16 protein-coding genes are annotated in these 11,136 nt (G+C 67.9%); all 16 read left to right on the top strand.

The genetic code is table 11. The features are described 5' to 3' along the window. Positions 1-407: 407 nt before the first annotated feature. The 16 genes from CVA01_RS13645 (at position 408) to CVA01_RS13570 (ending at position 11,133) form a co-directional block, all read left to right on the top strand. The gene (locus tag CVA01_RS13645) at positions 408-986 is read left to right on the top strand and encodes a DNA primase (protein ID WP_141331506.1); all 579 of its coding nucleotides are present in this window, start codon (positions 408-410) and stop codon (positions 984-986) included. 19 nt (positions 987-1,005) lie between these two features. Further along, positions 1,006-1,431 (top strand): phage terminase small subunit, encoded by a 426-nt coding sequence (locus tag CVA01_RS13640; RefSeq protein WP_141331502.1) that lies wholly within the window; start codon positions 1,006-1,008, stop codon positions 1,429-1,431. Beyond that, complete coding sequence (locus tag CVA01_RS13635) at positions 1,428-3,185, top strand: terminase large subunit domain-containing protein (RefSeq protein ID WP_141331500.1); 1,758 nt, start codon at positions 1,428-1,430, stop codon at positions 3,183-3,185. The genes CVA01_RS13640 and CVA01_RS13635 overlap by 4 nt, the downstream gene beginning before the upstream one ends. After that, positions 3,185-4,684 carry a phage portal protein gene (locus tag CVA01_RS13630; protein WP_141331498.1) on the top strand — a complete coding sequence of 500 codons (1,500 nt, stop codon included), beginning with the start codon at positions 3,185-3,187 and terminating at the stop codon, positions 4,682-4,684. Before CVA01_RS13635 ends, CVA01_RS13630 begins: the two co-directional genes overlap by 1 nt. 152 nt (positions 4,685-4,836) lie before the next feature. Continuing rightward, positions 4,837-5,631, top strand: a complete 795-nt coding sequence (locus tag CVA01_RS13625) for a VG15 protein (protein ID WP_141331495.1) — start codon at positions 4,837-4,839, stop codon at positions 5,629-5,631. 176 nt (positions 5,632-5,807) lie between these two features. After that, on the top strand, positions 5,808-6,377 hold the full coding sequence (locus tag CVA01_RS13620) for a DUF4355 domain-containing protein (protein WP_141331493.1): 570 nt from the start codon (positions 5,808-5,810) through the stop codon (positions 6,375-6,377). A 38-nt stretch (positions 6,378-6,415) separates the two neighbouring features. Beyond that, the gene (locus CVA01_RS13615; RefSeq protein ID WP_141331491.1) at positions 6,416-7,378 is read left to right on the top strand and encodes a phage major capsid protein; all 963 of its coding nucleotides are present in this window, start codon (positions 6,416-6,418) and stop codon (positions 7,376-7,378) included. Between the two features lie 74 nt (positions 7,379-7,452). Then, positions 7,453-7,914, top strand: a complete 462-nt coding sequence (locus tag CVA01_RS13610; protein ID WP_141331489.1) for a hypothetical protein — start codon at positions 7,453-7,455, stop codon at positions 7,912-7,914. Further along, the gene (locus CVA01_RS13605) at positions 7,914-8,258 is read left to right on the top strand and encodes a hypothetical protein (RefSeq protein ID WP_141331487.1); all 345 of its coding nucleotides are present in this window, start codon (positions 7,914-7,916) and stop codon (positions 8,256-8,258) included. Before CVA01_RS13610 ends, CVA01_RS13605 begins: the two co-directional genes overlap by 1 nt. Continuing rightward, positions 8,258-8,446 carry a hypothetical protein gene (locus CVA01_RS13600; protein ID WP_141331485.1) on the top strand — a complete coding sequence of 63 codons (189 nt, stop codon included), beginning with the start codon at positions 8,258-8,260 and terminating at the stop codon, positions 8,444-8,446. The genes CVA01_RS13605 and CVA01_RS13600 overlap by 1 nt, the downstream gene beginning before the upstream one ends. 12 nt (positions 8,447-8,458) lie before the next feature. Next, positions 8,459-8,707, top strand: a complete 249-nt coding sequence (locus tag CVA01_RS13595) for a hypothetical protein (protein WP_141331483.1) — start codon at positions 8,459-8,461, stop codon at positions 8,705-8,707. A 32-nt stretch (positions 8,708-8,739) separates the two neighbouring features. Next, positions 8,740-9,099, top strand: coding sequence for a hypothetical protein (locus CVA01_RS13590; protein WP_141331481.1), 360 nt, complete (start codon positions 8,740-8,742; stop codon positions 9,097-9,099). A 59-nt stretch (positions 9,100-9,158) separates the two neighbouring features. Then, positions 9,159-9,812, top strand: coding sequence for a phage tail tube protein (locus CVA01_RS13585; protein WP_141331470.1), 654 nt, complete (start codon positions 9,159-9,161; stop codon positions 9,810-9,812). Positions 9,813-9,894: 82 nt separating this feature from the next. Continuing rightward, positions 9,895-10,326, top strand: coding sequence for a hypothetical protein (locus tag CVA01_RS14995; RefSeq protein ID WP_170209801.1), 432 nt, complete (start codon positions 9,895-9,897; stop codon positions 10,324-10,326). 112 nt (positions 10,327-10,438) lie between these two features. Next, complete coding sequence (locus tag CVA01_RS13575) at positions 10,439-10,708, top strand: hypothetical protein (protein WP_141331468.1); 270 nt, start codon at positions 10,439-10,441, stop codon at positions 10,706-10,708. Beyond that, on the top strand, positions 10,654-11,133 hold the full coding sequence (locus CVA01_RS13570) for a hypothetical protein (protein WP_141331466.1): 480 nt from the start codon (positions 10,654-10,656) through the stop codon (positions 11,131-11,133). The genes CVA01_RS13575 and CVA01_RS13570 overlap by 55 nt, the downstream gene beginning before the upstream one ends. The last annotated feature ends 3 nt before the right edge of the window (positions 11,134-11,136 follow it).

The following is an 11,136-nucleotide window of genomic DNA, read 5'->3' as shown; positions in this document are numbered from 1 at the left end:
GGACGCCGATGGCCCACCCGACCTCCGGCGCCGACGGCCCGGTGGACTGGGCCGCCTGGGGCCGGGCCATGGGCCGCGGGTGACCGCCCCGGGGAAATATGCCCTGAGTTACACAGGCGATCACAGGAGTCCGATTCTTCCTCAGACCCACGGGGTGGGGAATCCCCCCTCCCCCCTCGATCCGAGCCACGGACGGCATAGGGCCTCCAACTGTGTACGGGTTCCAGGGTTTTTACCAGGTCAGACCATGTATCGCCCTCATCGTCCATCTGGGCGACTTTCGCCCTGTACGGGACCGTTTTTGGTGCCCTGCTCGGCACAGGCGCTCTCCGATGATCCATCCAATAGAACACACGTTATGGCAGTTCAGACTAGGTAATACGTTACATCCGGGGTAGACTCGAACCATGAAATGCGCCTGGTGTGACAGCCCCCTGCAAAGTGCCGGCAGTCGCGGACGAACCGCCCGCTACTGCTCCGGCCGCTGCCGCACCGCCGCATGCCGGCACCGCAAGCAGCTCCCCGACGCCCTCGACCGCACACCCCGCTGGATCCGCTGGGCCGACCGCGACGGCAACAAGGTGCCCGTCAACCCGCGCGGCCACGCCATCAACGCCCACCGCCCGACCAACTGGCGACCCGTCGAAGACGTCCAAGACGCCGACCTCCGCGGCTTCGTCCTCAACGGCGACGGCATCGTCTGCATCGACATCGACCACTGCCTAGACCGCGCCGGGCGACCGCAGCCCTGGGCCCGCGCCCTCCTGCGGCACTTCCCGGACACCTGGGCTGAGGTCAGCCCCTCCGGAAACGGCCTCCACCTCTGGGGCCGCGCACAGCACACCGGAGCCTGCATCCGCCGCTTCCACGGCCACCGCGTCGAGGTCTACGCCGACGGTCGCTTCATCACCGTCACCGGCAACCCCGTCCCCAACTGCCCCGTCATCCTCGCCGACCTCCAGGAGGCGATCGACACCCTGCCCTGACCCCGGAAGGAGGCCCGCCGTGCCCGGCCCCATGCCGAAGCGAGACGCAGACCGCGTCCGCCGAAACAAGCCCGACATCATCACGAAGATCGGCGCCGCGATACCCGCCAAGCGCCCCGCCGAGGACCGGACCTGGCACATCACGGCCAAGCGGCTCTACCGCTCCCTCAAGGATTCCGGCCAGACCGCCTTCTGGCAGCAGTCCGACTGGGAGTACGCCCGCCTGACCATGGACCAGCTCTCCAAGATGCTCAACCACGCAGACGACGCTCCACTGCGCGCCGGGCAGTTGGCGGAGATCGACAAGATGATGTCGAAGCTGATGTTCACCGAGCCGGACCGGCGGCGTGCCCGCATTGAGCTGCAGCATGCGGCCGAGGGCGCTGACGATGGGACGGAGGCGACTGTTACCGACATTGAGGCGATGAGGGGGCTGTACGGATGACTGCACCTGCCGCACCAGCACTGCTCATGCCCGGTTACCGAGTGGACCCGGACACCGGGGCCTGGACCACGCTGCCATGGCCCGGTGACCCGTCCCTGCCCTACAGTGACCCGTCTCGGCTCGAAGAGCTGCCGCCGTCGCTGGGGCCGCACATCATCGTGTGGGCGCACCGCAACCTCGTCGAGCCGAACTCGGGCAAACCGTGGCGGTTCACACCGGGGCAGGCCCGCTTCGTCCACCTCTGGTACGCACTCGACCCCGATACGGGCCGATGGCTGTACCGAACCGGGGTGAAGCGCGGCGCGAAGGGAACCGGCAAGGACCCGTTCGCCGCAGCACTGGCGATCATCGAGTTCTGCGGCCCGGTGCAGTTCGACCGGGTCGTCGACGGGATGGTCCTCGGACGCCGGCGGCGCATGTCACTGGTCCAACTCGCCGCGAACTCACTGAACCAGGCATCGAAGCTGATGCGCATGGTCAACAGCATGTTCAGCGCGGACCTGGTCCACTCGCTCAACATCGACGTCGGCCAGACCCGCACAGTCATGCCCGGCGGCTGCCGCATCGAACTGCTCACCGCCTCCGAGAAGTCCATGGAGGGCGACCCGCCCACCGCGGTGTTCCTCAACGAGTCCCACCACATGACCGCGGCCTCCGGCGGAGAGAAGACCGCAGACACGGCCCGGCGCAACGCCGGCAAGTCACCGGCCAGTATCCAGGCCCGCGTCCTGGAACTCACCAACGCCCACAGCCCCGGCATGGACTCTGTCGCCGAGAAGTCCTTCGATGAGTGGCAGATCCAGCAGATGCGCCCCGAGCCCCTGCGGGACATGCTCTACGACTCGACCGAGGCCGACCCGACCACCAACCCCGGCGACCCCGTCTCGATGCGCCACGGCATTGAGCAGGCCTACATGGACGCTCCCTGGGCCGACATTGACCGTCTGCTCTCCGAGGCCTTGGACTCTCGCACCAGCCCCGCAGAGACGATCCGGTTCTATCTCAACGGCCTCGCCGCCGCCGAGGACGCCTGGGTCGACCCACGCGCCTTCGACGACTGCGCACAACCCGATATCACCGTCGAGGAGGGGGAGAAGATCGCCATGTTCCTAGACTGCTCGAAGTCCGGTGACGCCACGACGCTGTCGGCCTGCAGGCTCTCCGACGGCCACGTTCTCAGCCTCGGCGGCTGGCGCAAGCCTCACGGCGAACGCGGCAAGGGCTGGCTCGCACCCCGCGAGGTCGTCGACGCCGTAGTCCGGGAGGCCTTCGACTTCTACGACGTCGTCTGGTTCGGCGTGGACCCCAGCCCGGCCACCGACGACGATACCGAGGCCCTCTACTGGAAGCCGATGATCGACCGGTGGCACCGCGACTTCCAGAAGCACCTCAAGGTCTGGGCCACCCCTGGCGCCGGCGGGCACTCCGTCCTCTTCGACATGCGGCTCTCCACGAGCGGCGCGGTGAAGCGCAACAAGCTGTTCACCGAAGCCGCCATGCAGACCGTCCTCGACATCGAGGAAGAGCACACCCTGACCCACGACGGAGCCCCCATGCTCCGCAACCACGTCCACAACGCCCGCCGCCGTCCCAACCAGTGGGGCATCGGCCTCGGCAAGATCAACCGCAGCTCCAACGACCTCGTCGACTACGCCGTCACCATGGTCGGCGCCCGCATGGGCCGTCAACTCGCCCTGCTCAACCCCAAGGTCAAGACGAGCCGCAACCGCGGTGCAAGGAGGGTCCGACTGTAATGACCGCCGACATCACCACCCTCACCAACGCCCCCGGCCTCCGCCCCGAAGAGTCCCGCCTCCTCATCCAGCTCATCCGCCGCTACGACGCCAACCGCTCCCGAAACTACCTCCGCACCCTCTACTACGACGGCGAGCGGAGCCTGCGCCGCGCCGGGAAGCTGGGGATGGCCATGCCCCCATCGCTGGGGAAGCTCGAGTCGGTGATCGGCTGGCCCGCCAAGTCCGTCGAGGTCCTGGACAACCGGCTAGACCTCCAGGGCTTCGTCATGGCCGGGCAGGCGGAGTCCGACGATGGTCTCGCTGAGATCGTCGAGGACAACCAGCTCTTCGTCGAGTCCTCGCAGGCTCACATCGCCAGCATGATCCACGGTGTCGCCTTCGCCACCGTCGTGCAGGGCGACGAGGCAGCAGGCGACCCGCCCGTGGTCATCAGCACCTACAGCGCGACCGCGGCGTCCGCGATCTGGTCCGCCCGGGCCCGACGCCTCGTGGCCGGCCTTACGGTCGACGAGGGCATCGACGGTCTCGAGTCCCCGCAGCTGACCCTCTGGATGGACGACCGCACGGTTTCCATCTGGTGTGAGGGCAACGACTACGCGGTCCAGCGGACTCCGCACACTCTCGGTCGCGTGCCGATGGTCATGCTGGCTCACCGGCCCCGGCTCGGAAAGCGCTACGGCATGTCGCGGATCACCCGTCCGCTGATGGACTTCACGGACGCTGCGGCCCGCACCGTCATCCGCATGGAGGGCACCGCCGAGTTCTTCTCCTTCCCGCAGCGCTGGATCACCGGCGTCGACGAGGACGACTTCGACCAGGATGCCTTCACCACCTACCTGAACCGGCTGCTGACCCTCGGCTCCGACGAGGACGGCAACCAGCCCTCCCTCGGCACCTTCTCCGCAGCCAGCCCCCAGCCGCACATCGACCAGCTCCGAGCTCTGGCGATGATGGTCTCCGGCGAGACCGCCATCCCGCCGAACAGCCTCGGCATCATCCAGGACAACCCGTCCTCTGCTGACGCGATCCGCGCGGCCGAGGCAGAGCTCGTCAAGGTAGCCGAGCGCGCCCAGCTCGTCTACGGCTCCGGCTGGTGCGAGATCATGCGCCTGGCGCAGCAGACCCGCGACGGCACCCCGGACGAGCGCCTGGACCAGCTCCGCGCGAAGTGGCGTGACCCGTCCACCCCGACAAAGGCAGCGTCCGCGCAAGCCGTCATGTCGCTGGTCTCGGTCGGGGCGTTACCCGCGGCCTCCGAGGTCACCTGGGAGATGCTCGGACTGGACCCGGTCACGATCAGCCGCCTCAAGGCCGACGTCGCCCGGCAGCAGGGGCAGGACATGCTCGACCAGCTTCTCTCCGGAACCGCGCAGGCCACCCCGGAGGCCCGCGCCGCCGTCGCCGACGAGGGAGCGCAGCAGACCACCCCACCGACCGTCCCCTCGCCCTCGGCACCCGCCGAAGCCCCGGCAGGGGGGCAACCCCCGACGAGTTGAAGAAGCGGGCGGACGCCATGGGTGCTCTGATCCGCTCCGGCATCGACCCAGATGCCGCCGCCCGCATCGCAGGCATCGACGGTGTGAAGTTCATCGGCGGCCGACCGATCACCCTCAAGTTCGACGAGTCCTAAGTGGGGAGGTGAGCGACCATGGCTGACCCGTGGCTCACCCACGCCAGGCACCTGGACTCCACTGCGGTCCTAGCCACCCAGGCGCTCTTCAAGGCCGTCGACGCCAACCCGACCATGGCACCCGAGGAATTCCAGGCACTCGTCGCTGCGATCACTCAGCGCTACGGCACCGTGGCCATGTCCTCCGCCCTCTGGGCCCTGGACACCGGTCGCGCCCTGGCGGACCTCACCGACCTCCCCGCCCCGGTCCCCGCCGAGGCGGTCAACGTCGCACAGGTCACCAACTCCGCCTCCTGGGCGCTCAACAAGGCCGACGGCAGCACAGTCGCCGCCGCCCGCGTCATGGCAGGACCCCTCGGACGCTTCATCCGACAACCCGCCCGCGACACCGTCTGGAACTCCACTGCCGCCGCCGGCACCCGCTACGCCAGAGTCCCCGGCCCCGGCGCTTGCTCCTTCTGCCTCATGCTCGCCAGCCGAGGAGCCGTCTACACCAAGGACACCGTCCTGACCGTCAGCGCCGGCAACAGTCGCACCCGACGAGAGACCCACACCCGCAACCCCAACGCCACCGGCGGACACACCTACTCCTCCGGCCCGATGGCAGACGGGTACAAGTACCACGACAACTGCTCATGCACCGCGCGCGAAGTCCTCCGCGACTCCGACGTCCCCAAGATCATCAACGACCTCCAGGACGAGTGGTACGAGGTCACCTACGACGCCTCCGGCCACATGCGCCCCAACCAGAAACACGCATGGGACCAGCACTGGAAAACCAAGCGCGACGAAGCCGGCGAAGCCTTCCACTGACCCCCTCTCCCGAACAGGCCGCAGCCCCGCGCTGCTCCGGGTCCGACTCCCGGCAGGAGAACCACACCCCAGCACGACCCGGGGTGGACCACCGCACGCCCCACGACACCAACGGTGTCGCGCCGGGCGGAATCACCGATCACTACCCGCTGCACGCGGGGAAGGGGAGTAGCACCATGACAGACACGACCGCCGACGTGACCGGCTCCGAGGACTCCAAGGCGACGCCGAACACGGCCGCCGCGCAGTCCGGCGCCGCGACCAAGGACGGCCAGAGCGACCAGGACGCCAAGGACACCGGTAAAGGCTTCACCCCGCCGGAATCCCAGGAGGACCTGGACCGCATCATCGAGGCGCGCATCGCCCGGGAGCGGGCGAAGTACACCGGGTACGAAGACCTCAAGGCCAAGGCCGCGAAGTTCGACGAGCTCGAGGACGCGAAGAAGACCGACGAGCAGCGCTCCGCCGAGCGCATCGCCCGACTCGAGTCCGAACTCACCGCCCAGAAGCTCGCCGGCGCCCGCGTCCGCATCGCCGCCGAGAACGGACTCGACCCGGACCTGCTCGCAGGCTCCACCGAGGACGAGCTCACCGCGCACGCCGAGAAACTGGCCGAGGCAATCAAGAAGGCGACTGCCGACGCTGCCCCCACTCCCACCGGTGCCCGGGTGCCCAACGCGGGACGCGGCACCGGGTCCACCTCTGATTCCGGCGACTGGATCCGCAACGCCCTGTCCGGGCACTGACCAGCCGCCACCGGCATAACCACTGAAAGGAACCGATCATGCCGTTCAACAACATCATCGGACGGGCCGACGTCTCCGACGCCCACCTGCCTGACCAGGTGTCCAAGGAGATCCTCGCCGAGGCTCCGAAGGACTCCATCATGCTCACCAACGCCCGCCGGGTGCCGATGAGCTCCGCCAAGTCCAAGCAGCCCGTCCTCGCCTCCCTCCCGGACGCCTACTGGGTCAACGGCGACACCGGTCTCAAGCAGACCTCCAGCGCGAACTGGAACGGGATCACCATGACCGCCGAGGAGCTCGCAGTCATCGTCCCGATCCCGGACGCCCTCATCGCCGACGCCCAGGTGCCCCTCTGGGATGAGATCAAGCCGCTTGTCGCCGAGGCCTTCGGCCAGAAGATCGACGAGGCCACCCTCTTCGGCGTCGACAAGCCGGACTCCTGGCCCGACGACGTCTTCACCGCCGCCACCGCCGCAGGTAACACCGTCACCGCCGGCACCGGCGCCGACCTCGGCGTCGACGTCGCCAACCTCGCGGGCCTGGTCTCCAAGCAGGGCTACAACATCAACGGCTTCGTCTCCGAGCCGGGCCTCGGCTGGGAACTGATCGGACAGCGCTCCGCCAACGGCAGCGCGATCTACGGCCCGTCCCACGCCATCGGCCAGCCGGACACCCTGTACGGCAAGCCGATCAACGAGGACGCCACCGGTGGCTTCGACGGCGAGAAGGCGAAGCTCATGGCCCTCGACTGGTCCAAGTTCGTCGTCGGCGTCCGCCAGGACATCACCTACGACCTCTTCTCCGAGGGCGTCATCTCCGACGCCGACGGCAAGGTCGTCCTCAACCTCATGCAGCAGGACTCCAAGGCCCTGCGCGTGGTCATGCGGGTCGGCTGGCAGTGCGCTGCGCCGGTCACCCGCGTCGGCCGGAAGAAGGACCGCGTCTACCCGGCCGGACTCCTTCTCCCGGCTGGTGGTTCGGGGGAAACCCCGACCCCGTAGCACTGCGGCCCCGCAAGGGGCTGCACCCGGCTACGGGGCTGCATCCGCGAACAACCACGTAGGGAGGTGACTCTGTGACCACCTACGCAACACCAGCGGACGTCCGCGACCGCTGGCTGTCCACCTCCGCACTGCCCGCAGACGACGTCATCCAGCTCTGGCTGGACGATGCAGAGACACTGATCCTCGCTGAGTATCCGAAGCTCACTGATCAGCTCACCGACGACCCGGACGGCACCTGGCACACCAGGGTCGTCTACGTCGAGGTGCAGCTCGTCAGCACGGCTCTGCGGAACCCGGAAGCAGTCCGGCAGGCCAGTCGAACCGCCGGCGTCTTCACCGAGTCCACGACCTACGGCACCGAGACTCTCGCGCAGTCCATGGAACTGACCCCGGCCCACCGGGCGATGCTCTCCGGTGGCGCGAAGAAGCACACCGGCTTCGACATGACAGCCAAGCCCAACCGCGCCGTCCACCCGCTGGACCACGCCTGGGTCAACGGCCCGCCCGGCACCGCGCCAGGGGAGGGGGTCTGATGGCCTACTCGCGCACCATCCCGGTCGAGGTCCGCTCCTGGACCCGAACCGGCTACGACCGCAACGGTGACCCCGTCATGGGCTTCGGCCCGTGGCAGGAGGTCGTCGTGTTCGGGTGGGCAGTCTCCCCGACCCAGGAAGTCGTGGGCGACTCCCTCCTGCGGACGATCGACACGCTCACCGTCTACTGCGCTCCCGGCGACGACCCCGGCCCGGGCGGCGAAATCAGGACACCGGGGGACCCGACACCGTGGAAGGTGAAGGGCAACGACCAGGACTTCGCGAACAACCCGTTCTTCGACCCGGGCCTCGTCGTCGTCACCGCAACCAGAACGGAGGGCTGATGATCCGCATCACCCACGGCGTCCTCGACGACACCGGCGAAGCCGTCATCACCGAACACCCCACCAACGCCTGCGAGATCGTCGATGGCTGCCTCGTCATCTTCGCCGACGCTCAGGCAACCAGCACGCTCGCCGGATACGCGCCGGGGGCGTGGGCGGAGTTCGAGATCGTCAAGGACCGGAGCTGACGGGGACTGACCATGCCTCCGGAACTCCAGTGGAACACCAAGGCGTTCGAGGCGATCCGCCGGTCACCCGGCGTCATGTCCGCCGTCGACGCCGAGGCCGACTCCATCGCCATCGAGTGCGGATCCGGGTACGCGACCAGCTCGGTACAGGGCAAGACCCGCTACCGAACGATCGTCATCCCGGACACGTACAAGGCGTACCGCGACAACCAGAAGAACAACACCCTGGTCAAGGTCCTGTCTGCCCACAAGCTGGGCTGAGCAGGACTGCACGCCGGGGGAGGGGAGGGACTGTGACCACAGCCCAGCAGATCGTCATGGCCGTCCTGCGGGACAACGTGACCGTCCCGGTGGTGCACAAGGTGCCCCGGCCACGACCGGACCTCTTCGTCCGCGTGGACCAGGCCGCACCGCGGCGCACCACCCCGGTCACCGACATGACCACCGTCTTCATCCAGGTCTACGGGCCGACCCTCGACGACGCCGTCGACCTCATCGACGTCATCCGCGAACGCTGTTTCGACCTTGACGTCCTCGATGACCGGGTCCTCGGCTGGTCTGAGGACTCCGGCCCCGTGGACTTTCCCGACCCCGACATACCCGACGTGACCCGATGGCAGTTCATCGGGACGCTCACCCAGGCCCTGCTCTGACCCCCGGTCAGAACGGGTTTTTTTCTCATACTCACCGTCTCCACGAAAGGGAGAACACCATGCGCAACCGTGCAAATGTCCTCGTCGGCGCACCCGACGTCAAGGCCGCCGGCGGAATGCTGATCGGCCCCTCCGCACCGGCCATCGCCAACTACCCGAAGGACGCCGAGGAGCCCATCGCCGAGCTCCAGGAGCGACTGGGCCTCAAGCCCGGCGGGTTCATCACCGAGGACGGCATCTCAAAGACCGTCGACCGATCCACCGAGAAGATCAAGGACTGGAACGGCGACACCGTCGTTATCGTGCAGTCCGACCACTCCGTCACCCTCAAGCTGACCTTCATGGAGTCGGCCAACGCCGAGGTTCTCAAGATCATCGCCGGTGACAACAACGTCACCATCTCCGAAGACGGCAAGAACATCACCGTCGTCGACAACGCCGACGAGCTTCCGCACCGCGCTCTCGACGCCGAGATCAAGGGCGCCGCCGAGTCCCGCATCCGCCTGTTCGCCCCGGACGCCCAGGCCACCGAGGTCGGCGACGTCAACTTCGTCCGCTCCGGCGTCATCCAGTACGAGGTCACCTTCGAGTGCTTCCCGGACGACGACACGAACAAGATCTACCAGTACATCTACCGCGCCGACGCCGACGCGCCCGCAGACGGCGGCACCGGCGACGGCGGTGATGACTCGGGGGAAACCCCGACCCCGTAGGCCTGCGGCCCCGCAAGGGGCTGCACCCGTCTCCGGGGCTTCACCCGTCCACCACCCCCTGAGCCTCTGAGGAGGACACACCATGGCATACGAACCGACTGACTGGGTCGACGACGCCGAGCCCGACCTGGAGGCCGCGAACCTCAACAAGATCGAGCAGGGCATTAAGGCCGCTCACGATGCTGCCGTCGCCGCGCAGTCCACCGCCGACGGAAAGGCTGACCCCGACGACATCCCCACCGCCCCGACCGCTGACACCCTCTCCGGTGCCACCACGGTTGGCAGGGCCGTCGTCAAGGCCGCCACCGAGTCCGCCGCCCGCTCCGCTATCGGAGCAGGAACCAGCAATCTCGCCCTCGGCACCACCTCCGCCACCGCAGCCGCCGGCGACCACACCCACACCGTGGCCGACGTCACCGGCCTGCAGGACGCTCTCGACGGCAAAGTCTCCACCGCAGACTTCGCTGCCGCCATCGCTCGCATCGATGCGCTCGAAACTCCCTCCGGGGAGTAGCCGCCCGGGCCCGGGGACTCTCGACGGGGTCACCCCGGGCCCAACCCAGTTTCGACACCGACCCCGTCCCCCCTTCTTTCACCCAAGACCCCGTCCCGGAAAGGACCCCGTCATGCTCGAGAAGTTCCACTACCACTCCGCGGCCACCAACGCCGACATCACCATTCCCTGGATCCGCGACGCACTCACCGCCGGCTGGCTCCGCCGCAACCGCGACAAGTCTCAGGAAGAGCTCGGCTGGGAGATGCTCGAGAAGGTCGCCGACGAAACCACCCTTGAGCAGATCGACAACCTGCCCATGGGTGAGTTCCAGGACTTCATGCTCGCTTGGCAGACCGGCCCGGAGGGCGACACCTCCGTGGGGGAATCCTCGGCCTCCTAGACCTCCTCGATGACCCGGACACCTGCCGGGCCATCGAGCGAGACCTGATCGGCCTGAATCTCCGCCTGCGCTGGCTGTGCGACGGAACAGACCGACTCAACTGGAGGGACCTCTACGTCATCATCACGGAGTCCGACATCGACTCCGCACTCATCCGCGCCACCGAACCTGACTTCGCCGGCTGGACCCGAAACACCGGCCTCCTCGCCGACATCTTCGACGTCCTCGCCGGAGCCAACTGGCAGCGCGCCATGGACAAAACCGCAGAGAAACCCGACCCCTACCCACGCCCCACGGCCCGCGACGCCGAACCGGAAACCATCAACCCAGACATCGGACAGTCCGGCCGCTACGTAGGCGAAGCCGCCCCCATCGCCGACATCGCCGACTGGCTCGGATGGGACGCAAACCTCATCCCCGCCTAACCC

This window comes from Corynebacterium variabile (assembly GCF_006539825.1).
Taxonomy (GTDB): Bacteria; Actinomycetota; Actinomycetes; order Mycobacteriales; family Mycobacteriaceae; genus Corynebacterium; species Corynebacterium variabile.
Note: the sequence above shows the minus strand (reverse complement) of the source record. Positions and strands in the feature narration are given on the sequence as shown.

What these genes read in the sequence shown, in the direction of transcription:
- CVA01_RS13645 (WP_141331506.1), top strand. Translation starts at nt 408, where the DNA reads ATGAAATGCGCCTGGTGTGACAGCCCCCTGCAAAGTGCCGGCAGTCGC.
- CVA01_RS13635 (WP_141331500.1), top strand. Translation starts at nt 1,428, where the DNA reads ATGACTGCACCTGCCGCACCAGCACTGCTCATGCCCGGTTACCGAGTG.
- CVA01_RS13630 (WP_141331498.1), top strand. Translation starts at nt 3,185, where the DNA reads ATGACCGCCGACATCACCACCCTCACCAACGCCCCCGGCCTCCGCCCC.
- CVA01_RS13625 (WP_141331495.1), top strand. Translation starts at nt 4,837, where the DNA reads ATGGCTGACCCGTGGCTCACCCACGCCAGGCACCTGGACTCCACTGCG.
- CVA01_RS13620 (WP_141331493.1), top strand. Translation starts at nt 5,808, where the DNA reads ATGACAGACACGACCGCCGACGTGACCGGCTCCGAGGACTCCAAGGCG.
- CVA01_RS13615 (WP_141331491.1), top strand. Translation starts at nt 6,416, where the DNA reads ATGCCGTTCAACAACATCATCGGACGGGCCGACGTCTCCGACGCCCAC.
- CVA01_RS13605 (WP_141331487.1), top strand. Translation starts at nt 7,914, where the DNA reads ATGGCCTACTCGCGCACCATCCCGGTCGAGGTCCGCTCCTGGACCCGA.
- CVA01_RS13600 (WP_141331485.1), top strand. Translation starts at nt 8,258, where the DNA reads ATGATCCGCATCACCCACGGCGTCCTCGACGACACCGGCGAAGCCGTC.
- CVA01_RS13595 (WP_141331483.1), top strand. Translation starts at nt 8,459, where the DNA reads ATGCCTCCGGAACTCCAGTGGAACACCAAGGCGTTCGAGGCGATCCGC.
- CVA01_RS13585 (WP_141331470.1), top strand. Translation starts at nt 9,159, where the DNA reads ATGCGCAACCGTGCAAATGTCCTCGTCGGCGCACCCGACGTCAAGGCC.
- CVA01_RS14995 (WP_170209801.1), top strand. Translation starts at nt 9,895, where the DNA reads ATGGCATACGAACCGACTGACTGGGTCGACGACGCCGAGCCCGACCTG.
- CVA01_RS13575 (WP_141331468.1), top strand. Translation starts at nt 10,439, where the DNA reads ATGCTCGAGAAGTTCCACTACCACTCCGCGGCCACCAACGCCGACATC.